Source organism: Anabaena lutea FACHB-196 (genome assembly GCF_014698305.1).
Lineage (GTDB): Bacteria > Cyanobacteriota > Cyanobacteriia > Cyanobacteriales > Nostocaceae > Anabaena > Anabaena lutea.
Genome location: NZ_JACJST010000025.1, coordinates 24028 through 47827, shown reverse-complemented (window position 1 = coordinate 47827; position 23800 = coordinate 24028). Strand labels below are relative to the sequence as shown.

20 protein-coding genes and 1 pseudogene are annotated in these 23800 nt (G+C 36.8%); 12 read left to right on the top strand and 9 right to left on the bottom strand.

Features of this window, described 5'->3' with window-relative positions:
* Nucleotides 1-345: 345 nt before the first annotated feature.
* A complete protein-coding gene (locus tag H6G59_RS22005) occupies nucleotides 346-525 on the top strand; it encodes a replication restart DNA helicase PriA (RefSeq protein WP_127053603.1) in 180 nt (59 codons plus the stop codon).
* A 95-nt stretch (nucleotides 526-620) separates the two neighbouring features.
* Here the strand turns inward: H6G59_RS22005 and rlmN are convergent, their stop codons facing one another.
* The 5 genes from rlmN to lgt form a co-directional block, all read right to left on the bottom strand.
* On the bottom strand, nucleotides 621-1691 hold the full coding sequence (gene rlmN / locus H6G59_RS22000; protein WP_190718440.1) for a dual-specificity RNA methyltransferase RlmN: 1071 nt from the start codon (nucleotides 1689-1691) through the stop codon (nucleotides 621-623).
* 46 nt (nucleotides 1692-1737) lie between these two features.
* Entirely contained in the window at nucleotides 1738-7161 is a 5424-nt protein-coding gene (locus H6G59_RS21995; protein WP_190718437.1) for a trifunctional serine/threonine-protein kinase/ATP-binding protein/sensor histidine kinase, read from the bottom strand.
* Between the two features lie 194 nt (nucleotides 7162-7355).
* Nucleotides 7356-7709, bottom strand: a complete 354-nt coding sequence (locus H6G59_RS21990; protein ID WP_190718434.1) for a phenylpyruvate tautomerase MIF-related protein — start codon at nucleotides 7707-7709, stop codon at nucleotides 7356-7358.
* A 114-nt stretch (nucleotides 7710-7823) separates the two neighbouring features.
* Nucleotides 7824-8621, bottom strand: coding sequence for a precorrin-4 C(11)-methyltransferase (cobM, locus tag H6G59_RS21985; protein WP_190718431.1), 798 nt, complete (start codon nucleotides 8619-8621; stop codon nucleotides 7824-7826).
* Nucleotides 8622-9330: 709 nt separating this feature from the next.
* Nucleotides 9331-10203, bottom strand: a complete 873-nt coding sequence (gene lgt / locus H6G59_RS21980) for a prolipoprotein diacylglyceryl transferase (protein WP_190718428.1) — start codon at nucleotides 10201-10203, stop codon at nucleotides 9331-9333.
* Between the two features lie 253 nt (nucleotides 10204-10456).
* Here lgt and coaD point away from each other — a divergent pair, with 253 nt between their 5' ends.
* Both coaD and H6G59_RS21970 read left to right on the top strand, forming a co-directional pair.
* Entirely contained in the window at nucleotides 10457-11008 is a 552-nt protein-coding gene (gene coaD, locus H6G59_RS21975) for a pantetheine-phosphate adenylyltransferase (RefSeq protein ID WP_190718425.1), read from the top strand.
* A complete protein-coding gene (locus tag H6G59_RS21970; RefSeq protein WP_190718422.1) occupies nucleotides 10918-11586 on the top strand; it encodes an ATP synthase subunit B family protein in 669 nt (222 codons plus the stop codon). The genes coaD and H6G59_RS21970 overlap by 91 nt, the downstream gene beginning before the upstream one ends.
* Before the next feature lie 184 nt (nucleotides 11587-11770).
* Here H6G59_RS21970 and H6G59_RS21965 read toward each other — a convergent pair whose 3' ends face one another.
* The 4 genes from H6G59_RS21965 to H6G59_RS21950 form a co-directional block, all read right to left on the bottom strand.
* Entirely contained in the window at nucleotides 11771-12109 is a 339-nt protein-coding gene (locus H6G59_RS21965; protein ID WP_199332112.1) for a type II toxin-antitoxin system VapC family toxin, read from the bottom strand.
* Between the two features lie 57 nt (nucleotides 12110-12166).
* Complete coding sequence (locus tag H6G59_RS21960) at nucleotides 12167-12427, bottom strand: hypothetical protein (RefSeq protein WP_190718419.1); 261 nt, start codon at nucleotides 12425-12427, stop codon at nucleotides 12167-12169.
* Nucleotides 12428-12629: 202 nt separating this feature from the next.
* Complete coding sequence (locus H6G59_RS21955; protein WP_190718416.1) at nucleotides 12630-13130, bottom strand: PIN domain-containing protein; 501 nt, start codon at nucleotides 13128-13130, stop codon at nucleotides 12630-12632.
* The gene (locus tag H6G59_RS21950; RefSeq protein ID WP_190718413.1) at nucleotides 13123-13374 is read right to left on the bottom strand and encodes a UPF0175 family protein; all 252 of its coding nucleotides are present in this window, start codon (nucleotides 13372-13374) and stop codon (nucleotides 13123-13125) included. The genes H6G59_RS21955 and H6G59_RS21950 overlap by 8 nt, the downstream gene beginning before the upstream one ends.
* A gap of 293 nt (nucleotides 13375-13667) precedes the next feature.
* Between H6G59_RS21950 and H6G59_RS21945 the strand changes: the two genes are divergently transcribed.
* From H6G59_RS21945 to H6G59_RS21905, 9 genes and pseudogenes are all read left to right on the top strand, one after another.
* Entirely contained in the window at nucleotides 13668-14750 is a 1083-nt protein-coding gene (locus tag H6G59_RS21945) for an SUMF1/EgtB/PvdO family nonheme iron enzyme (RefSeq protein WP_190718409.1), read from the top strand.
* 316 nt (nucleotides 14751-15066) lie between these two features.
* Nucleotides 15067-15792, top strand: coding sequence for a hypothetical protein (locus tag H6G59_RS21940; RefSeq protein ID WP_190718406.1), 726 nt, complete (start codon nucleotides 15067-15069; stop codon nucleotides 15790-15792).
* A gap of 66 nt (nucleotides 15793-15858) precedes the next feature.
* A pseudogene (locus H6G59_RS21935) lies at nucleotides 15859-17449 on the top strand (AAA family ATPase).
* A gap of 145 nt (nucleotides 17450-17594) precedes the next feature.
* Nucleotides 17595-17969 (top strand): DUF1257 domain-containing protein, encoded by a 375-nt coding sequence (locus tag H6G59_RS21930; protein ID WP_190718403.1) that lies wholly within the window; start codon nucleotides 17595-17597, stop codon nucleotides 17967-17969.
* Between the two features lie 157 nt (nucleotides 17970-18126).
* Nucleotides 18127-18339, top strand: coding sequence for a DUF2997 domain-containing protein (locus H6G59_RS21925; RefSeq protein WP_190718400.1), 213 nt, complete (start codon nucleotides 18127-18129; stop codon nucleotides 18337-18339).
* Between the two features lie 157 nt (nucleotides 18340-18496).
* On the top strand, nucleotides 18497-19048 hold the full coding sequence (locus H6G59_RS21920) for a nucleotide exchange factor GrpE (RefSeq protein ID WP_190718397.1): 552 nt from the start codon (nucleotides 18497-18499) through the stop codon (nucleotides 19046-19048).
* Nucleotides 19049-19210: 162 nt separating this feature from the next.
* Nucleotides 19211-20797 carry an Hsp70 family protein gene (locus tag H6G59_RS21915; RefSeq protein ID WP_190718394.1) on the top strand — a complete coding sequence of 529 codons (1587 nt, stop codon included), beginning with the start codon at nucleotides 19211-19213 and terminating at the stop codon, nucleotides 20795-20797.
* 79 nt (nucleotides 20798-20876) lie between these two features.
* Entirely contained in the window at nucleotides 20877-23222 is a 2346-nt protein-coding gene (locus H6G59_RS21910) for a SpoIIE family protein phosphatase (protein WP_190718391.1), read from the top strand.
* A 174-nt stretch (nucleotides 23223-23396) separates the two neighbouring features.
* Nucleotides 23397-23777 (top strand): STAS domain-containing protein, encoded by a 381-nt coding sequence (locus tag H6G59_RS21905; protein WP_190718388.1) that lies wholly within the window; start codon nucleotides 23397-23399, stop codon nucleotides 23775-23777.
* The last annotated feature ends 23 nt before the right edge of the window (nucleotides 23778-23800 follow it).

Genomic DNA, 23800 nt, shown 5'->3' with positions numbered 1-23800 from the left:
TATAAAAAAACACGTTTTGTAACTTGGGCTACAGTTTTTCCTATCTGGTAGCGCTTGAATACAAAAACAACTAATTTTTCCAAGAGCAAAAACAAGACTATCTCAAGGCTAAAGTAATAGGGATCACCCTAAAACTAAGAGAAAGTTACATTCAAGTAAATTTATATATCTGAAGTGTGATGACAAAAACTATAAAATTTATGATAGTAAATGTAAATATCAATTTTTTTCACTGTTAAAGTTTCTTAAAAAGAATTAGCCGATATTACGGCTGAAATATTGAGTGACGAAAGATTCTTTTTTTTTCAAATTTTCTAAAGTTTTATTAAATCCAGGGGTTTTAAAATGCAAGTATCACAAAAAATTCACTGCCCAAATTGCGGCAGTGCAGCTGAACGTCACTACATTGCTGAGAGTCAAGTTACAAGAACACAATGCCCAAGCTGTGATTATTTGATGATCACCTGCACTCGGACTGGTAAAGTAATTGAGGCTTATGCCCCAGGCATTTATGCCAAAAGATAGGAGACTGATGAATAATTTGTAATTACGAATTACGTATCCCTAGCGGGACCGAAGGAAATATTACGAATTACGAATTACGAATTACGAATTACGAATTACCTTTTAGTAGTTCTTAATTGTCCACAAGCTGCATCAGCTTCTAAACCGCGAGAATAACGGACACTAACCGCAGTATTTTGTTGTTGGAGAACGTTAACAAAGGCTTGAATGCGATCGCGGTTTGGTCTTTTGTAATCTACTTCTTCAATGGGATTGTAGGGAATCAAATTTACATGACTTTGAAAACCTCGCAGACGTTTTGATAGTTCTAAAGCCTGTTCTGGTAAATCGTTCACCCCAGCTAAGAGGATGTATTCAAAGGTAACTCTGCGTCCAGTGATTTCTACATATTCTCGACATTCATCTAGTAAATCTTCTATGGGGTAGGGTTTAGCACTGGGGATGAGTTGTTCACGTAATGCTTGGTTTGGTGCGTGGAGACTGACAGCGAGAGTAACTTGTAATCGGTGTTCAGCTAGTTGACGAATGCGATCGCGGATGCCTACAGTAGAAACAGTCAGCGATCGCGCACCTATTCCCACATCTTGATTAATAGATTTGAGCGCAGAGATGACATTTTCCGTATTCAGCAACGGTTCACCCATCCCCATAAACACCACATTACTTACCCGTTCTTGAAAATCTTCTTGCACAGTCAAAACTTGATCAACAATTTCTGCACAGCTAAGATTACGCTTATAACCACCTTTACCAGTAGCGCAGAAATCACAAGCCATCGGACAACCGACTTGAGTTGAAACGCATACCGTTAACCGCTTCTCGCTGGGGATACCCACAGTTTCCACAATTTCCCCATCTGCAAGCTTGAGTAAATATTTTACCGTATCATCCGGGGCAACAGAACGGTAATGTAGAGTTGAGCGGCCAATGGGGACATCTGCAACTTGTGTACGCCAATTTTTTGGGAAGACAGAAATATCAGCAAGCGATCGCACTCCCTTATTATAAATCCAATCATGCAATTGCTTTCCCCGATAACCAGGCTGTCCCTGTTGCTGCACCCAAGCAGTCAACTCCGCTACCGAAGCACCGATAAGGGGGGGAATAAGTTCAGATTTTTCGGAATTGGGTGAATCTACTGGAGATACAAACGGTGTAGCAGACATAAAAAATCACGGATTGATGCTGGATCTCTATCCTACACCTGCCATCTCAACTTGTCTTGGCTTTTTGACTCAAATTGATAGGAATTTCAATTAAAAATTCTGTTCCTTTTTCAGGTTCAGATATGCACTCTATCTTACCACCATGCTTGTCCACCACTATTTGATAACTAATTGACAATCCTAAACCTGTACCTTCACCAACAGGTTTTGTCGTGAAGAAAGGATCAAATATACGTTGCTTAACTTCCAAACTCATTCCCATTGCATTATCTTTGATCGCAATTCTTACCCAATCCTGGTTAATGACTTGGGTATGAATAATAATTTGACTAGAATTAATTTTTCTTGTTTCTGGTGATAAATTCTGCTCATATTTATGTAGTGCATCAATAGCATTGCTAAGAATATTCATAAACACCTGATTTAGTTGAGAAGGATAACAAGTAACTAAAGGTAGTTCAGCATAATCCTTAATCACTATATTTTGTGAATATCCTAACTTATCCTTAAAACGAGGCTGTAAAAGCATTAATGTACTTTCAATACCCTCATGAATATCTACAGGCTTCATCTGGGATTCATCAAGTCGGGAAAAATTACGTAAGCCAAGAACAATCTTGCGAATCCGTTCTGCTCCTACTTTCATTGAATCTAGAACTTTGGGCAAGTCTTGAATGATAAAATCAAAGTCAATAGCTACTTTATTTTCCTGAACAATACTAGGAGGAGTTGGATATTCTTGTTGGTAGAGATTGAGTAAGTTTATTAAAGCCTGAATATAGTTACTCGCGTGTTCAATATTGGCATAAATAAAATTTACAGGATTATTAATTTCATGGGCAATACCTGCAACCATTTGCCCTAAACTAGACATTTTTTCTGTTTGAATAAGTTGGGATTGTGTCAACTTTAATTCATGTAATGTTTTTTCTAGAAAAAGATTTTTTTCATTTAATTCCTGGGTTCGGTAAGCCACATTTTCTTCTAACTTACTATATAATTGAGCATTTTCTAGGGAAATAGCTGCTTGAGAAGATAGAAGTTGTAATATTTTTAATCTTTCCGGAGTAAATGCACCTGTAATTAAATTATTTTCTAAATAAATAATTCCAGCAATTTTTCCATGACTAATAATAGGACTACATAATATCGATTTGGGTTGAGATTTAATAATATATGGATCAGCAATAAAATCCTCCTCAACACTAGCATTATTAATTAATAAAGATTCTCGCGTATTGTAAACATAATTAACTATACTTAAAGGTATATTTTGGCTATTATTAATAGGGATAGATTGTAATCCAATTTGCTGATCATCACTAGATTGTGCTACCAGGATTAGATTTCCTCCTTGTTGCAAGATCAAAGCAGCTTTTTTTGCTCCTACATTTTCGACAATGACTTGCAAGAGCGTATACAATAATTTGTCTATCTGAATTTCTGAAGAAATAACCAGAGATGCTTTAGTAACAGTTTCTAAATCCAAAATAGCAGAAGCGCCTGTATTATTTGGCTCAGATATAATCTTGCTGACAAAAGCAGGTGCTTCACTTTGGTGAAGTATAATTTCTTTCTGCTTAAGGATGGGATCTAGTAATTGAGGATAGGATTTTTCTAAATCTTCAACTTTCGCTTTAGCACCCCAATTAACGTAACAGTAATAAGCATCTATTAAATATACTTGAGCAATTTTTTCCTTATCCAAATTAATAAAAAATTGAGCAGCTAATTCATTAGCTAGAGCTTCTTCTTGAATGTATCCTGTTTCCTTAGCCCCCCTAACTGCTTGCTCATATAGTTCTACCGCTTCCCAATTTTTCCCTAAAACTCTGGCTTTTTCAGCTTCCACTAAATCATATTTATGTTTGAAGTTACAGGGAGAATAATTATTCCAAATTTGCATTTGGTTTTGATTCTCTAAAACTTGTTGTAAATATTGTTCTTGTTCATTGATTGTTTGGTGAGGATATGCAGCTAAAAGAGCCAAAGAATAGTAGAAATTATGTTCACAGACGAGAATTTGTCCATTTACAGCCGCTGTATATTGTTTGCCTAAAATAGCGCTATTAACAGCCTGCTTATTTTCTCTAAACAAATAAAATAGGATAGTTTTAGCTAGATAAAATGCAAATAGACAATTATAATTTTTAGTCTCAACAAATGATAAATATAATTCCTCATTGACAAAATCACCATTTAATTCATATTGATCATCAGTGATTTCCATCAGATTAAATATCATCTGCTTCCAAATCTTTTGATTACTAATACTCCATTGTTGTTTGAGATTAATCATTAAAGCAAGATGCTGATCTATGGATTGGCATATATCTATTAAATTCTGACCAGCGAATACTAACTTAAATACATGATTAGCCGAACAGTAGCCGACATATTCTATTTCGCCAATTTCCAAACCGTAACTGACATTTTCTTGTAAAGGAAGTATCGATTCTCGAAAATGCTGTTTCCAACATCTGATATTTGCATACCAAAAAAGTATAACTCTAAATCTGATATTGCTGGCATTAAATTTGTCTGATAAATTCAATGCCAGTTCACCATAACGATATCCAGTATCTATCTCCGAAAAAGCGCCGCACAGGAGGAAACCATAGACAACATAACCGTAAGCAGAAGTTGAAGAGTTGCCATATTCAACAGATAGATGTATCATAGTGAATATAATTGGTAGCAACAATTCTGGATTCACAAAATAAGCCGCTGCACTAACACTCATTAATATCCGCATGACTGCAAGTTTATCGGGAGCCGTCATGATTGGTAAATTGATTAAATCCTCAATGTTTACTATTTGAGGAGGTGCTTGTTCTAAACTAACTCCAAGTATATCCAATATATTTAACCCCGTATCAATTGCTAGTTGCATTTGTACTTGAGCCATATACATTTGTATTTGAGCTTCATAAACTTGTACTTTGTCAAGTATATTAGTAGCATTCTGTTTAACTATTTCTACATAAGTACTAGATTGTTCAAAATTGACATTTAAATATTCTGCTTCTACAGCTTCGACGTAAAGATTTAATGTTAATTGATACTCATGCTGCCAACTATCTTTTGCTAACAGTCCCAAACCCACATTCAAATATCTAACAGCAGCATCATAAGCTGTCGCAGATTTTGCTTTACGAGCGGCAATTATATTAAGTCTAGCTAATTCATATTTTTCTGACTCAGTGGTAATTAAATCAATTCCCAGATTTAGCTGATTTACTATTGTAAATATATTTTCCTCTAGTTCAACAGCATTTGTATTTTGTAAAATGAGATTACCAATCTTTAGATGAGTTGCTTGTTTATCAGTTTCGGGGATGAGATAATAAGCTGCTTGTTGAACTCTGTCATGGAGAAATTTGTATTTAACTATTATTTCTTCAGAGTTATTAATTTCTAAATCTGCGGTGGACACAGCAATATTATCTGTAAAAAACTTGTAAACTTGATTTTGTGGTAAAATTAATCCTTCTTGTAAAGCTGGCCACAAGTCTGCTGCCGTTTCTGTATGGGATTTTTCACAGACTATAGATAAAGTATGCAAATCAAATTGGTTGCCAATACAAGCTGCTATTTTTAATATATCCTGAGCATGATTTGATAACTTTTGTAACTGTATAGCTAAAAATTGCAGTACATCATCATATTGATGTAAAGCCTTCGCTTCATTAATATCACATTGCCAATAACCAAGATGATAATTAAAACTAATTAACCCATCTTCATAAAGAGATTTTAGTAATTGATTACTAAAAAAGGGATTACCTTGGGTTTTTGTTAAAAGTAATTCAGTTAAAGGTGTGGCTTCTTCTTTTGAGCAACCTAGAGTGTCTGTAATCAGAAGATTAATGTGCGATTCATCTAAAGGTTTGAGAGTTATTTGATTGACAATAGCTTGAGTTTGACGAATATCATCTAATGTTAGTCCCAAAGGATGTCCCGGATTAACTTCATTATCTCGATATGCGCCAATTAACAACAGATATTGTACATCTGTTTCATTCATTAATAATTGAATTAACTTCAAAGAAGCAGCATCTGCCCATTGTAAATCATCTAAGAAAATTACCAATGGATGTTCTTTGGCAGCAAATACTTGAATAAATTTACTAAATAACAAATTGAAGCGATTTTGAGAAGCAGTACCGATAAGTTCTGGAACATTAGGTTGTTTGCCAATGATGTTTTCTAATTTGGGAATAACATCAATTATGACTTTTCCTTGCTCACCCAAGGCTAATAAAATCTTATCTTTCCATTTTTGCAAATTATCTGTACTTTCAGTTAATAGTTGATTTAATAAACTATCTAATGATTGTAATAAAGCCGAAAAAGGGATATTGTGCTGAAATTGGTCATATTTACCAGAAATAAAATAACCTTGTTTATGAATAATAGGCTTATGAACTTCATTAATAACAGCCGTTTTTCCAATTCCAGAAAAACCTGCAACTAACATTAATTCTTTATTGCCATGACTGACTCTTTCAAAAGCATTTAACAAATTTGTAATTTCATTGTCTTTACCATAAATTTTTTCAGAAATTAGAAAGCGTTCTGATGTATCACCTGCTGCTAATTTAAAATTAGAAATTTCTCCGTGCTTTAATAACATCTGCTGACAAATTTCTAAATCATGTCTAATTCCTTTCGCTGTTTGATATCTATCTTCAGGCATTTTTGCCATTAACTTAGTAATGATATCTGCAACAATGTCAGGAATATGAGGATTAATTTCTTTCGGACTATTGGGTTCTTTAGCAAGATGGCAATGTAACAATTCTAAGGGATTTTTACTATCAAAAGGTAATTTGGCTGTGAGTAGTTGATAAAAAGTAACGCCGAGAGAGTAAAAGTCAGTACGGTAGTCTATCGCTCGATTCATTCTTCCTGTTTGTTCAGGTGACATATAAGCAAATGTCCCTTCCAATACATTCGGGCTTTTTATTTCGGCGTTTTCTTTGGGCAATAGACAGGAAATACTGAAATCTATCAGCTTAATTTGTTTATTCTCTGGATTAATGATAATATTTTTAGGCTTGATATCTTTATGAATAATATTTTGTTGATAAAGAAACTCTAATGCTTTAGTAATGGGAATAGCAATAGTCAAAAAAAGCTCTAGGCTTAATGGTTGGGAATTAGCATACTGATTCAGAGATATTCCGCCAATGTCTTCTAGAATTAGCGCATAACTATTACCATATGGTTCTAGACCGTAACATTTAATAATATTTGGATTGTCTATTTTTTGGGCAATGGCAAATTGATTTTTTAACGATATCAACTCGCGCAATTGGGGATATTGTGCATTCAATGTTTTGATAACGACGGGAGTCTGTGTCTTCTCTTGCTCACCACGATAAACAGTAGTTCTAGAACTAACATGAATGACTTCCGTAATTCGATAACCAGGAATGGTGATAGCAGGAATATGGCTTTTGCTCATAAAGCTGGGGTCAAATCAATTCAAAATAGTGCTTACAGCAGGACACTTTCGCAAAATTCAAAATAAGAAAATCATGGAGAAAAATTAATTCAAAATTTCAGAAAAATACTGGTAATTGGTTAATGGGTAAGAGTTTTGAGCAATTACCCACTACCAGTGTCAACCAGATAGCAGCTTGGATAATCGTGAAAACATTAACCAAAAGTTGTACTGTTCCAACCCCACATTGCACCTTTGGCATCTGCAAACTCTATGTAAATTCTATTTTTTGGTATACCCAAAACTTGGTTAATTTGCTGGCAAAAATCCTGGCTCATAGCTGCGGTTTGCTCAGGCTTCATTGTGCCAACACTTTTAATTTCGATATAGCAAACTGGGTCAGTAGTTCCGCCAAAAGTCATAGGGATTGCTGGCTCAAAAGCCGTCATCACATAAGATTCTGGTTTACCTGTGTGTTTAGCTAATTTGGCTGATAGACTTTTGAGCATTGATTGAATTACAGTTGTTTCTGGAGCAGCTACAGAAGTTTGGACTTTAATTAATGGCATAATAGGCAATTGAAAATTTGAAAATTGGAACTTGAAAATCTCAAATTGAAAATCTCAAATTGCTAACACAAATGGTAGCAATCATGCTATTAATTTTACCTTTCTATTTCTTATTTAGTGATGAGATGAGCGAAATAAATGATTATGTTCAGGATGGTATAAACGAGAGCGACCGGTTACGGGTAAAAGTGCAGGACTAATTATATAAAGTGTAGACCGTAGTAATTGTTCTTCATGGGTACAACTAGCCATTTCCTGAAGTGGGACAACCCGGATTTTTTCATCAGGCCACCCGACACGAAAACAAATCGCTACTTGGGTTTGTGGTGGGTAATGTTCTAGTAGTTTAGCTTGAGCATCGACAACATGACGCGCACTGAGGTACAAGCAGAGACTAGCTTGATGTGCTGCTAGGCTGGCTAATTCTTCTGTAGCGGGAACCTCTGTACGTCCACTAATGCGAGTCAGGATGATAGTTTGTACTAATCCAGGGATAGTTAATTCGATTTTCAGTTTAGCTGCGGCAGCTTGAAAGGCACTGATGCCAGGGATGACTTCAAAAGGGATGTTAGCTGCGGCTAAAAGCTGCATTTGTTCGTGGATAGCACTGTAGAGACTAGGATCTCCCGAATGAAGACGAACCACAGATTTATGCGATCGCACTCCCTCAATCATAATCGGCAAAATCTCTTCTAAAGTCTGATTCGCCGTTTGAATTATCTCGGCATCTTGGCGACAAATATCTAAAATCTGTGTTGGTACTAAGGAATCAGCAAATAGAATCACATCAGCCATAGCCAGCAGTTTGTGAGCCTTAACCGTTAATAAATCAGGATCTCCGGGTCCTGCACCCACAATATAGACGGCTGGTTCTAAATAATCTAACTTAGTTTGATCACTCAACTTACTCATACAGCAGGAAATAGGGAATAGGGTTGAAAGTCTCTTACCATCAGGTTTTGTGCTTAAATTTTGTACCTCCTGCACCACTAAGATGCTGTATATTCATTAGATATACAACTCCACAGTAATTCCGCAAAAAATTCTTTTGGCAAATCTTTCAGCACCTTTCCGGATTACCCCCTTTAGCGTTGTAGAAAGAAATGGTAGATGCACCCTGGTTAAGCCCTAGAGAAAACTCTGGGGCATTTTTTATTTTTGGGGACAGGAGGGAAAGAGCAAGGGGGCAGGGAGCAGGGAAAAGAAGGAAGACACGGGGACACAGGGACACGGAGAAAGAGAAAGGGACAATCTCTCCGCGTCACCGCGTCTCCCCCTCCTGACAAGGGTAGGTTTTTAATATTATCTGTTAAGGCAGGACTAGGAAGACAAGGAGGGAAAGTAGACAAGGAAGATTTTCTCCGCACAATGGTTTTTTGTTACCAAGAGAATATGATTTTGTACGGTTTTCCTCCCTTGTCCACTGTCCTTCCTTGTCCCCCAAGTCTTGCCCTCACGACAATGTAAAATACCTACCCTTGTGAGGTCTCCCCCTCTCCGCGTCTCTTTGTGCCTGACTCAGCGCGTATTGCTAACACTGCAGATTATACAAGTTAAAAACATATTAACTGATTTATTTCCCATGCTCCCACGTCAGAGCGTTGCCGTTAAGAATCAATATTCAATCAGACACGATATCACTTTTTGAGGGTGGAACTACATCGGGTAAAGGACGTTTCAGCAAATAAAGCCAAGCTAAACCAGTTAATCCAAAAATAATGCCGCTTAAACTGACTATTTGTGCAATCCTCAGTGGACCTAGCATCAAGCTATCTGTGCGTAAGCCTTCAATCCAAAAGCGCCCTAAGCTGTAGGCTACCCAGTAAACTAGAAACAGCGTCCCGAGCTTCAGCCGTGGCTGATGAGATAAAGCCCGAAAAAATAAAGTCAAAAGTAGGGTAAACACCATTAAATCCCACAGAGATTCATAGAGAAAGGTGGGATGAAAGTATTCAAAACTAGCCAAGCTGGGGGGACGACGCTCTGGGGGAATATACAATTTCCAAGGTAAACTTGTCGGTCCGCCAAAAGCTTCAGAGTTGAAAAAATTTCCCCAACGTCCGATCGCTTGCCCTAAAATCAGTGAAGGCGCTACCAAATCAGTTAATTGCCAGAAAGATATGTTTTTCAGTTTGGCAAAAATTAACGCCGCCGTTACACCACCGATAATTGCACCATGAATGGCAATACCTCCTTGCCAAATAGCAATTATTCGCTCTGGGTGTTGGGAGTATTCTGACCATTGAAATAAAACATAATATATCCTGGCTGCTGGAATAGCGCCAATTACCAGCCAAATTGACAAATCACTCAGCAACTCTGGATTAACGTGACGACGCTTGGCCAGGTACTGGGAAAGACTCACACCAATTAACACGGCTGAGGCAATCAACAAGCCATACCAGCGGATAACTATTGGCCCTATTTTTACCAGAATTGGTCCTGGAGAAGTAAATTGAAACGCTAAGGGCAAAGCGGAAAAATCCAGTTCCATGCAAAATTACCTAAAAGATTGGATTACGGGAGGATTTTAAAATTCTTAGGCGCTACCCACCCTAAAAATCATAAGCTGTCGTGATTTGAATTTGTACATTTTGGGGAGATGGGGACAAATCAATTCAAAATTCATAAGCACACCTACCGTCTGCATCCTCCTTCTTCCCTTTGGCCGTAAATGTTAGATTTAAGTAAGTTAAATTAGATTATGTCGATATAATCACCTAAAGTACATTGATGCATCTACGATTGTGATTGCGATTTATCCTGGTAGTTTTGACCCCATCACCTTGGGACACCTTGACATAATTCGGCGCAGTAGTCGGCTGTTTGAGCAGGTGATAGTCGCCGTATTGGGAAATCCTAACAAAACGCCACTGTTTACAGTGCAGCAAAGGCTAGAACAGATTCGTCTAACTACAAAACATTTACCAAATGTGGAAGTAGATAGCTTTAATGGTTTGACTGTCAACTATGCCAATGTGCGACAAGCACAAGTTTTAATCAGGGGTTTAAGAGCAGTTTCCGACTTTGAAATCGAGCTACAAATGGCCCACACCAATAAAACACTTTCTACTCAGATAGAGACAGTTTTTCTGGCTACCTCCAATGAGTATAGTTTTTTAAGTAGTAGTGTGGTAAAAGAGATTGCAAAGTTTGGTGGCTCTGTTGATCATCTTGTTCCCCCACACATTGCCCTGGATATATACCAATGCTACAACCAAAACTCTCCAGTCCTGAGTCCAATCACAACGGCAACAATCCTCTCCCCCAAGACCATCCCAATGGACAGCCAGGGGTAGATATTCAGCAGGAACTCAACCGTCTAGAGGATATGGTTCTCTCTAGTTTACGAATTCCGCTGACGGGACGTACGCTCATAGATGAAGAAAAGCTCCTAGAACAGCTGGATTTTGTCCGTCTTTCCTTACCATCTGTGTTTCAGGAAGCAGCAGAACTACTCCAACACAAGGAGGAAATCATGCTGGAAGCTGAGGAATATGGACAGCAAGTGGTGGAAGCAGCGCAAGCTAAAAGAGCGCAAATTTTAGCGGAAAGCGATATTATCAGACAAGCTGAACGGGAAGCTGAACAACTGCGGCGAAAAGTCCAGCAAGAGTGTGACGCAATGATGCAAGACACGGAGGCGGAAATTGAGCGTAAACGGCGTGCTTGTATGCAAGAATTGGAGGAAATGAGACAAAGTGCGATCGCACAAGCTCAAGAAATTGAAGATGGTGCTGATCAATATGCTGATAATGTCCTGGAAAATATCGAACAGGATCTTCAAGAAATGTTGCGAATTATTACTAATGGCAGATTACAACTGCGAGGAGATATTCCCAAGCAGCGTAATTCACCCAATCCTAAAAAGAGATGATAATTCTTAATTCATAATTATGGCGAAGTTGAAAATTATCTTGATGCCTTACCTTTCTGGGTATTGCATCCAATTCTTTGTACATTCATGATTATCTATTATAAACATTAAAATGTCAGAATCAGGATACCCAGGATTATAGGATTTACAGGATGTTTATTGTCTACATCAAATAGAGCATCAATTAATAATTTACTTGATCAATATCGGTGTGAATAAAGTCATTACCTTTGAATAATAAAGGTTGATTTGTAGATTTTGCTAAAGCATAAGAAAAGCAATCTCCCATATTCAGTTTTGCAGGATGACGGCCTTTACCAAATTTCAAAAATGCGGCACTTGCTAATTGTGCCTGTTCTACAGTAAAAGGTACAATAGTTATAGATAATGCTGCAATTAATAAATTCAAATTTTCTACACCTTGCTGACCATGTTTAGTACCTAAAACGATAGATGCTTCCACATAACCTGGAGAAGAAAGTAAACAATCTACACTTTCGTTAATAAGTTCAATAAATATCAATTCTTCAGGTTCAGCATAAATAAATTATTGCCATAATAGCAGAAGTATCAATAACCATTATTCTGGGATTCCAAATTCGTTATAACCAATAATTTCATCAGGAGTTCTGCTATTAAGAACTGGTAAGTTTCTAATCTGATGACAAATACTCCGAACAAGATTAATATCAATTTTATTCTCTTTATGATTTGGTAAGGAAAGAGGATGAACTTGATATAAAAGTTTTCCTGTTATTGCCATCCCGGCAAAATTTGGGGGAAGTTTCAAGTATAAACAACCATTTTCATCTACACGAGCATCAAAATTAATTTGTTGCATTGTCTTTTCTGATCAATTTAATTACGGAATTTTTGATTTTACCTCTATTCCGATTGTAACATATTGTATGATAGCGTAGCGTGGCGTAAGCCATATCAGGATAACCAGGAAGGATTTACAGGATGTTTATTACAAAATTTCTTTAGTCCGTTTTAACGGACTTTCGCTATGAGACTGGGAATTTATTCCCAGGCTAAATATGCTAATCTAATTTAGATTCTCCAGCTAATTTGAGGACATCATTAATAATGCTATCTGTCAACCACATTCCTTGTTGTCGTAGTATGGTAATTACAGAAGCAACAGAAGACAAATAACCCAGTTTTTTCGCCTTAACTAAAACACCCACTGTTCCTGTATATTTTAAGTGATATATATTAGCAATTCTTCGGGCTAATTGATCATCAAAAATCAACAAACTACCAGGATTTTCTAATCCTAATGCTAATACTTCTGCTTCTCCTTGTCCTAAATCTATAACAGCAGGAATTAAACTGCTTGATTTAACGGAAGTAATAGAAATCCATTCAATAGAATGAATATCTGGAACATTAATTCCTTGATTTTTACCAACTGCTAATTCTGCAATTACCGCAGGAGGTGTGATAACTTCTCCATACAAGTTTTGCAGTAGTTCTAAATAACCAACTTGATGAAGATATAGTAAAGGAGAAGTATTGACAATCACTAAAGATTCAGGCATTGTTAACATCTCTTTCTAATTGTTCTAAAGTTAAAGAAAAGGGAGAAACTTGATAACGTCCTAAAATTGTTAAAAATTCTACCCGTGACATTCCCGCTAATTGTGCTGCTCTTCCTGATGAAAGTTTACCAAGTTCAAAAAGTTTAACTGCTGCTAAAATTTGTATTTCTCTAGTCAGACTTTCTGGAGTTTCTTTGAGACTAATTAAGATTTCTTCAGGTATTTCTAAGGATACGGTACTCATAATATGATTGTCTAATTGGGTTTGGGGTGTTGATTAATCTTTATTATAGTCAGAATCAGGATAACCAGGATGAGAGGATTTACAGGATGATTATTTGATACTTAATATGGCTGTCGTTTATTTATTCTTACATCTCACTTCATAAAAATTAACCTTTCTCCATACTAATCATCAACACCTAACCAATAATCAAACAATCACATCCTGTACATCCTTAAATCTTGAACATCCTGATTCTGACAATAATATGCTATTTTTAATACAGCATACATGAAACCAACCATTAACCAATCATGAATAATCCACAACAACCGCGAGAATACGATGCTGTGCTTGGTGGTAATAGTCCATCCCTAGAAGGTGCGGCGGTTTTAGGTGGTATTGAAGGGGTAAAGTTGCGGTTAAAAAATCCAGATTCAAAGGTGAGAATTGCTGCACTTGAGCAAGCATTGAATTATGGAGAACAGGGTTTAGATTTGGTAATTGCAGGTTTAAAAGATAAATCTTGGGATGTACAAAATGCAGCTTATTTAATATTAAATAAAAGAACAGAACCAAGAATTAAACAAATATTAGAAAAGCCTAATCATGAAGGTTTAACACTAGAACAAATAGAAGTAATTACAGTTGACAAATTTGGTGAAATTATTCAACGTCAGCCGCGTATAGCTAGATATTTTACTGAAGATTTAGGTAATGGCGTTACCTTAGAAATGGCTGCAATCTCTGGTGGTACTTTTATGATGGGTTCACCAGAAAATGAAATAGGAAGACGTGATGATGAAAGTCCTCAGCATCAAGTTACAGTTCCTAGTTTCTTTATGGGAAAATATCCGGTAACACAGGCACAATATCAAGCTATCACGGGAAATAACCCTTCTTGTTTCAAAGATAGTAATCGCCCTGTTGAAAGAGTTAGTTGGTATGATGCAGGTATTTTTTGTCAAAAATTAAGCCAAAGGACAGGAAAAAACTACAGATTACCTAGTGAAGCCGAATGGGAATATGCTTGTAGAGCGGGAACTACCACACCATTTCACTTTGGAGATACGATTACCACAGATTTAGCTAACTATCATGGTAATTATACTTATCGACAAGAACCAATAGGAGTTTATAGAGAAAAAACAAGAGAAGTAGGGAGTTTTGGAGTAGCCAATAACTTTGGATTATACGATATGCACGGCAATGTATGGGAGTGGTGTCAAAATCATCCAGATATTGAAGAGAATGCTTACAGAAGACCGAAGCGCGGTGGTTCGTGGGACTATATTCCTGGCAATTGCCGTTCTGGTTATAGCCAAGACTACAGCAGTAACGGCAGAAGCAACAATCTCGGTTTTCGGGTGGTATGTAGTGGTGCGGCGGGGACTTAGTATCACTATGCGCTTTTGCCCTCTTGCTTTTTCTTTTTTTACCTCTCTCGCGTAGGGAGAAAATTTTTTGTCTGAATCAGGATGTCCAGGATTAAAGGATTTACAGGATTGTAATTTGATGGTTGATAGATGAGATTCATATATTTATTCTTCCATCTCACTTCATAAATATTCGTTTCTCTCCATACTAATCATCAACAACTAACAAATAATCAAACAATTACATCCTGTACATCCTCAAATCCTGGTCATCCTGATTCAGACAATAATATGCTATTTTTAATCAAGTATAGATGAAACCAACTATTAACCAATCATGAATAATCCCCAACAACCGCGAGAATACGATGCTGTGCTTGGAGGTAATATTCCATCCCTAGAAGGTGCAGCAGTTTTAGGTGGTATTGATGGGGTAAAATTGCGGTTGAAAAATCCACATTCAAGTGTGAGAATTGCTGCACTGGAGCAAGCTTTGAATTATGGAGAACAAGGTTTAGATTTAGTAATTGAATTATTAAAAGATGAATTTATAGAAGTGCAATTAAAAGCTTATTCATTGTTAGTCGCTTGGACTAAAAAACATGAACTACCAGACTTGGGCTTGCTTGATAAAATAGGAAAATTGATCTTTAAAACCCCAACACATCAAAATAGTGAACAAAGATTAATAGGGAAAGTTAATCAAGCATTAATAGATTCAGATGCAGATTTCAGTTTAGGGTATTTAATCAAAGTTACTCGATTAATTGATGTGCTTACTGCGGAGAAGTTAAGGATCGCTACAGAAAAGTTAAAGACCAAAGAGCAGAAAAAACTTGAAGATTTGAATATACAGGAAGAGAGCGTTAAACATAAAATTACGGAAATGGAAATTGCATTTTCTTCAATGATCAAGTCAACGAGACATCTTATGGAGTTAAATAGACATCTTATGGAGGCAAAAAAAGCTAACGAGTCTCTTTTCGATACAATCCAACAACTAAAACAGAAAAGGCTCGACAAGCAGAGGGCTAAGAGAAAGCAAGCAGATGGAGTTAAATGAAATATAGGTTTTTTATCTGTATCTGCAAACCCAATAAACTAACAACTATCCACCCTATTTATATAAATGAATAACCCCCATCAACAACTACTCCAACAAATAGACCTCATGCTTCGCGCCCGCTATCCCCTACTATATATAGTCGGAGTCGAAGAAGAACCAATAGAACAAGTCCTCCAACAACTCACCCAAATATCCCAGACACCACGACAACTATTATTATGGGATATCGTCACCGGTTGGGATGATAATGGCACTGATAAAGGTTCAGTCATGGGTGCATTATCAAGAATTACCAAAACCCCAGAAAATACAACCACAATATTTGTATTGCGAGACATACATTTTATCCTCAAAAACCCCGACACAGAAAAAAATGCGCCCGTAATTCGTGCTATCAAAAACCTCACCCGTCAACTCAAATGCACACGCCAAACCCTCATCCTCACCAGTCATACATTAACCATTCCCCCAGAACTACAAGAAGAAATTACAGTAATTGATTTTCCCTTACCCAACATCCAAGAAATAGATTATTTAATTCATCAATTAATAGTCCCCGAAAAACTTAACTTAAATGGACTAGGAAAAGAACAATTAATCAAAGCCTGTCAAGGATTAAGTCGCGCCAGAATTAGAAGAGTTTTAGCCGCCGCTTTAGCAGCAAAAGGACAAGTCAACGAAACAGATATTGATAGAGTTTTAGAAGAGAAAAAACAAGCAGTTCGCCAAACAGGAATATTTAGAATTTTACACGTCCAATGAATCATTAAAAAACGTCGGTGGTTTGGAAAATCTTAAACAGTGGGTGCGAATGCGTCAAGATGCTTTTACCGAAGAAGCACGACGTTATGGCATACCCAACCCCAAAGGCGTTTTATTAGTAGGAATACAAGGAACAGGTAAATCATTATCAGCCAAAACTATCGCCCATGAATGGCGTTTACCATTGTTACGTTTAGATGTGGGTAGATTATTTGGTGGCATAGTCGGAGAAAGTGAAAATCGCATTCGCCAAATGATTCAATTAGCAGAAGCAATATCACCCTGTGTATTGTGGATGGATGAAATAGATAAAGCATTTGGTAATATTAATAGTGGGGTTGATGGTGATTCGGGAACATCGCGCCGAGTATTTGGAACGTTAATAACTTGGATGCAAGAAAAAACCAGTCCGGTGTTTATGGTGGCTACTGCTAATAATGTGCAAATATTACCAGCGGAGTTATTAAGAAAAGGGCGATTTGATGAAATATTCTTTTTAAATTTACCTACAGAAAAAGAACGCCATGATATTTTTAAAGTCCACATTCATAAAATCCGTCCTTCCCGACTGCGAGAATTTGATTTACAGAAACTTGCCAAAAATAGCGAAAACTTTAGCGGTGCGGAAATTCAACAAGTAATTATTGATGGAATGCACCGCGCTTTTGGTAGTTTAATTGATGGTAATAGGCGGGATTTTAATACAGAAGATATATTAGCTGCGGTATCGGAAACTGTTCCTTTGGCGGCTATTGCTAAGGAACAAATTACCATTTTAAAACGCTGGGCTGCGGAAGCTGGCGCAAGAACGGCTTCTATTGATACACTGCTAATTGAGGAGTTGAAGGTTTATTCTCAGCAGCAAGGTTTGGGTCCTTTGGAGGTGGATTAATAATTCGTAATTCGTAATTCGTAATTCGTAATTCGTAATTCGTAATTAAGAGTTAAAATGAACCACGAAGGAACGTTCGCGCAGCGTCTCGGAGAGATAGGGAAGAGGTTTTGGAGAGAGATTTTTTTATAGGAGTTAATTTTTTATGTCTCATTTTACAACTATCAAGGTGCAAATTAAACAGGGTGAAGTGCTGCTTCAAGTATTAAAAGAGTTGGGTTATCAAGTTGAACAAAATACAAATGTACGCGGTTATATGGGTGATAGAACTAATGCTGAATATGTGATTAAGCAATCTAATGGTTATGATTTAGGTTTTCGTAAAAATGGAGAAGGTTATGAATTAGTTGCTGATTTTTGGGGTGCGAAAATTAATCAGCAGGAGTTTATTAATAATATTAGTCAAAAATACGCCCATAAAACTTTGATGGAAACTATACAAATGGAGGGTTTTAATGTGGAAGAAGAGGAAGTTTTAGCAGATGGTACGGTGCGGGTTTTAGTTGGTAGATGGGTTTAAATAAGAATTGATCCCCCCAACCCCCCTTATTAAGGGGGGCTAAATATCAAAGTCCCCCTTTTTAAGGTAAGAGGGGCTAAATTCTTCAAAGTCCCCCTTTTTAAGGGGGATTTAGGGGGATCTAAAATGTTAATATTATTAACCAGGAAAAATCATTATGGCTGAATATCAAAAGATTGAATATCGCATTGGTAAAGATGGTAAAATTGTGGAACGGGTTTTAAATGCAACTGGTTCTAGTTGTGTGGAAACAACAAAAGGGTTAGAAAAATCCTTGGGAGAAATAGAATCTCAGAAATTGTTATCAGAATATTATCAAGATGATGAGTTAATTACCACTTCAGAAAATCAATCTTTACAACAACAATAATTCCTCGTTTCTTGTCTCTGACAAGGAATGCAATATAGAGGCTCTGCCTCTTCTGATAAAATAGAGGTAGAACCTCTAGAATTGCATTCCCAGTCTGGAGACTGAGAACGAGAATAAAAAGTCGGGGATTTGCAGACAAACTACATAAACAAATAATATGCTAGAACAAATTAATCATATCGGTTTTGCTGTAATTCTCGTAATCATCGTTTATGTTATTCTGCGGATATTATTCCCAGAAAATAATCAAGATACATCTAATAATAATGAATCTGTAACCTCTCCAGACACAGAACAGAAGATTAAAGAGTTAGAAATTCAATGTCAACGACTAAGGGAGGAATTAAAACAACAATCTCAACAACTACAAAGCGATTTTCAAAATGAAACCTTTACCCAATTACAAACCTTACTCAGCAACTATCCTACAGTCAAAAAAATGGCTTTAGCTAAACCTGAATTACCAGCTAAGAACCTAATTTCCCTATTAACATCTTTAGATAATTTAATTACAACTTGGGGTTATAATGCTATTGGTGAAACTTGGGAACAAGTTAATTATAATCCCCAATTACATCAAGCTGATAGTGATGATATTCAAGAAGGGGAATTAGTCTATATTCGTTTTATTGGTTATCAAAATGGTGATAAAATTCTCTATCCTGCTAAGGTTAGTCGCACTCTACCCGCAGGATTTGATAATAATTAAATGATAATATCGTAGGTTGGGTTAAGCAAAGCGCAACCCAACATCATATATTTTGTTCGCGCAAAGATGCAAAGAATTTATCTATTCTGTTTAAACTCAGCATGATGATATTATTTATTGTTTTTGTTGGGTTTCGTTCCTCAACCCAACCTACTATTAATTATGACTATTGTTGCAATTGATTTTGGTACAAGTAATACTGTAATTAGTATTTTAGAACCTGATACTCAACAACCTAAAAGTTTACGTTTTCCTAATTTATCCCGTGTATTTGTGGGTGTCACTCCTCAAGGTGAAAGATTTGAATTTCCTGCTATTCCTAGTTTATTATTTATTAAATCACCTGATAATATTATATTAGGTGAAGCTGTGAAAAGTCAACGTTTAGGACTTTCTCAAAATTACCCTCCAGAACGGTTATTTAAAAAGTTTAAACGTGATTTAGCTGGAGATTATCAACCACCACCACGTCAAATTGATGGAATAAGTTATAATTCTGTTGCTGTTTCTGAGTTGTTTATCCAAACTATTTGGAAGGAACTCAAAAAGCAGAATATTGAACCTATTCATTTAGTTTTTACTGTTCCTGTTGGTGCTTTTGAACGTTATTTAGATTGGTTTCGAGATTTAGGGACAAAATTAAATGTTCCTCAAGTTTCCATTGTTGATGAATCTACTGCTGCGGCTTTAGGATATGCGGTAAAAAGTCCCGGTAAGTTAATTTTAGTCGTTGATTTTGGTGGGGGAACTCTAGATTTAAGCTTAGTGAAAACTGTGACTAATTCTGATGAAATTAACAGTTTACGCGCTGAGGTTTTAGCTAAGTCGGAAGCTTATGTTGGTGGTGAAGATATTGATGTTTGGATAGTTGATGATTATTTGCATTCTCAAAATTTAACACCGGAACAAATTGGAAAAATTGGGTATCAAAATTTATTAGAAATTGCAGAACGTTTAAAAATTCAATTATCAAAAAATCAATCTGTAGCTGAAAGTTGGTTTGATGATGAATCTTTTATGTCTTATGAATTAAAAGTTAATCGAGAAAAGTTAGAAGAGATTTTAGAATATAAACAGTTTTTACAACAGTTACGAGATGCTTTAGATGAGGTTTTAAATTTTGCTTTAAGAAAGGGTATTGGTAAAAATGATATCGAACAGGTTTTATTAGTAGGAGGAAGTTGTTTAATTCCCGCAGTCCAACAATTAATTATTTCCTATTTTGGTAAAAATAAAGTAAAATTAAATAAGCCTTTTGATGCTGTATGTCATGGTGCGTTAGCAATAACGCAGATTACTGAAATAGATGATTTTCTCCGTCATAGTTACGCAATTAGATTATGGGAAAGTTATAGCAAAAGTTATATTTATCATCGGTTATTTACCAAAGGTGACAAATATCCTTGTCAACGTCAAGAATGGTTAAATCTGCAAGTTGCTAATCATGGACAAAAAGAGATTCGTTTAGATATTGGTGAATTAGGTGATATGTCACAAACAGAAATTGCTTTTGATGCTTCAGGAAAAATGACTTGCAGCACTCTTCAATATCAAGAAAGTTACCGTTCTTTAGATACTCAAAATCAACAGGTTTGTGTCGCTAAACTTAACCCACCTGGCGAAGCGGGAATTGATAGAATATCGGTGTTATTTGAGGTTGACTCTCGACGGACTTTATTAGCCACTGTGAAGGATTTATTAACAGGAGAGGTGTTGGTGAATAGGAGTGCAATTTATAAGTTAAACTAATTTGTAATTAATAATAAATCCTCATTAAGTATGATAGCAAATATGAGTTTATTCACACCATTTTATAAAAAAATTAGTTATGAAAAAGCCATCCATCTTGCGATTTAAAAGTATTACCCATCGGTTGATCTTTAGTTGTGTTGTCGCGGCGATAGGAATTTATGGAGTTTCCTATTGGCAAGCCCGCCAACTGATGCATAAAACTGTAGGTACTTGGTTGATTGATTTATCTCAGTCTCGAATTAACACTGTAGCAAACGAGATCGAAAGAAAATTACAAGCCATTGAGCGAAGTATTTTCCTGTCGATTCATTCTGTTGAAAAGGTAGAAAAAAATTCCAATTCTGTTTATCAAAATGAACTCTTGCTACGGCTAAAAACCCTGCTTGAAAAACAGCCTAAACTCCAGGCGATTGCACTCATTAATGCTAACAATATTCCTGACTCTGGATGGTACTATGACCGACAGAGAAAATATACCAATCTCAACCAGGAAATAACTAATATTTGGCTCACTCGTTGCACAATCAATGGTAAAAAACCTGCTAATTCACCGTTTTGGACGCAACCCTATTCCGTTAATAATTCATCAGCCATTACCTATTGCATTCCTCTATCTACTAATTCAGTAACTATAAGTTGGCTGGCAATTGAGGTAAATTTGGATTGGGTATCTCCGACTATAGCAGAAAAGTTAGCCCAGTCAAATGAATTGCATGATCTTGAATTGGGCAATTCTTTTGTATTTTCACCATCAAATAGGCAATGGATTGTTAAACCAGCAAATCCGCAATTAGTTGAGTCGTGGTTATCTCAGCAAAATATTATTTTAAATAATAGCCAACAAAGTCGAGGGTTGATTAACACCAAAACTAATTTTCAAGAACTGTTGATGACGAGAACTGTTACCTCTACAGATTGGATTGTCGGTATCACATTTCCTGCTGCTAAGTCAGAACAGTTGGAGCAACAATACCTGTGGTTGGTAATTGCTTCTATGTCTAAGGATATGGTGTTGATGTGTGTGGTGATTGCCTTAATTTCTCAACTGACTACCCGCCCTCTGCGTAAACTCAACACCAGCACACAGGAAATGGCTAAGGGAAACCTTGATACCACCCTACCTCCTGTGACTTCCGATGATGAAGTGGGGCGTTTAACCCAATCTTTTCGGCAAATGCGCGATTGTCTGCAACTCTATATTCAGAACCTGCAAGAGACTACTGCTGCTAAACAAAAACTAGAGAGCGAACTTTCTATTGCTGCCCAAATTCAGCGCACAATGGTTCCCCGGACTACTGTGGACAGTAGTTGCAATTCGCCATATCAGATATCTGCCTTATTGAAACCTGCGCGGATTGTGGGTGGTGATCTCTACGACTTTTTTCTTTTAGGAAGCGATCGCTTGTGCATCATTATTGGCGATGTCGCTGACAAAGGATTTCCCGCTGCACTGCTAATGGCACGCACAGTCACCTTGATTCGCACTCTCACCAAACCCTTCAATACCCCTAGGGAAATCCTACACACTGTTAATCAGGAACTATGTGCCGAAAATGAAGAATGTTTATTTGTTACCGTATTTTGCGGTGTAATCGATCTAGGCAGCGGCAAGTTTACTTACGCCAGTGGCGGTCATGATGCCCCCTTATTGATACACAATCGACAAGTTCAGTATCTAGATTTGGAAACTAGTTCACCGCTAGGGTTATATGATGATTCAGTATTTGCAGAAAGTGAATGTATACTTGCACCTAACGATTTAATCCTACTTTATACTGATGGCATCACAGAAGCGATGAACCGCGAGGGTGAGATATTTTCTGAGGAACGGTTAATTGAGATTATGACTTCCTATCCTCCCACCAACCCAGCCCGTGCAGTTCGCACAATTGTGCATTTTTGCCAGCAGTTTGTGGGAGATGCACCGCAATCAGATGATATTACCTTGTTAGCTGTGCAGTATCTACCATCAAGTCCTTTTTCTCAAGCGGCAAATGTTATGGAATGGAACCTGACTCTCAATAGTGAGTTAACCGAGTTGGAGGAAGTAAAACAAAGCTTAGGCAAGATTTTGCAAGCAGCTAGTCTGACAGTGGAATTGATTGAAGATGCCCAGTTAATTGTGGAAGAGGTTTTGGTCAATATTATTGAATATGGTTATGAAAATCGCAGCGACGGTTGTATCGATTTGCGGATTGAGATGAATGATCAACAGTTGACGATGACTTTTAAAGATAGTGGTAAGCCTTTTAATCCTTTAACTGAAATTGCCTCACCAGATATGATGATGGATGATGAAGATCGCTCTCTAGGCGGATTTGGCTTTTTCTTGGTGCAAGAACTCGCAGAGCAAGTAGACTATGTTTATCTCAATGGTAAGAACATTTTGACAGTCCGCCAAGCGATCGCTCAATTAGCTTAGTACAGCTTTGGGTAAGATGGTGGCTAATTAACTATAGAAATTTAAACGCAAAGTGGCGCAGAGGTACACGCAGAGTTACGCTGAGAATCCGCTATGAATTAATGAAATATTATACTTAGAATCACCCAATTTTAGCTAAACTACAAATAAATACTGAATTGCCAGATAAAATCTATGTCATTGCAAATCCACGTAGAAAATACTAACTCTACCACCTTGTGTTTAGCTTTGGATGGTAAGCTTGATACGCTGACAGCTACTGATTTGGATACATCTATTCAAAAAAGCTTGACACCTAACATCCAAACTCTGATTTTAAATCTCCAGAACTTGAGTTTTATCTCTAGTGCTGGACTACGTGTGTTGGCCAAGGCGCGAAAAACGATGAAATCAAGAGAGGGTAAGGTATATTTTACCCATCCTACCCCTCAAGTTCAAAAAGTATTTGATATTGTCAAAGCTGTTCCCCTTTCTGAGGTGTTTGCCAATACTCAGGAGTTAGATGCCTACTTAACAGCCATGCAAGCTGGTGTAAATCAGGAAAATAATTCTTAATACAGCCTACGGTTCCGTTAAGG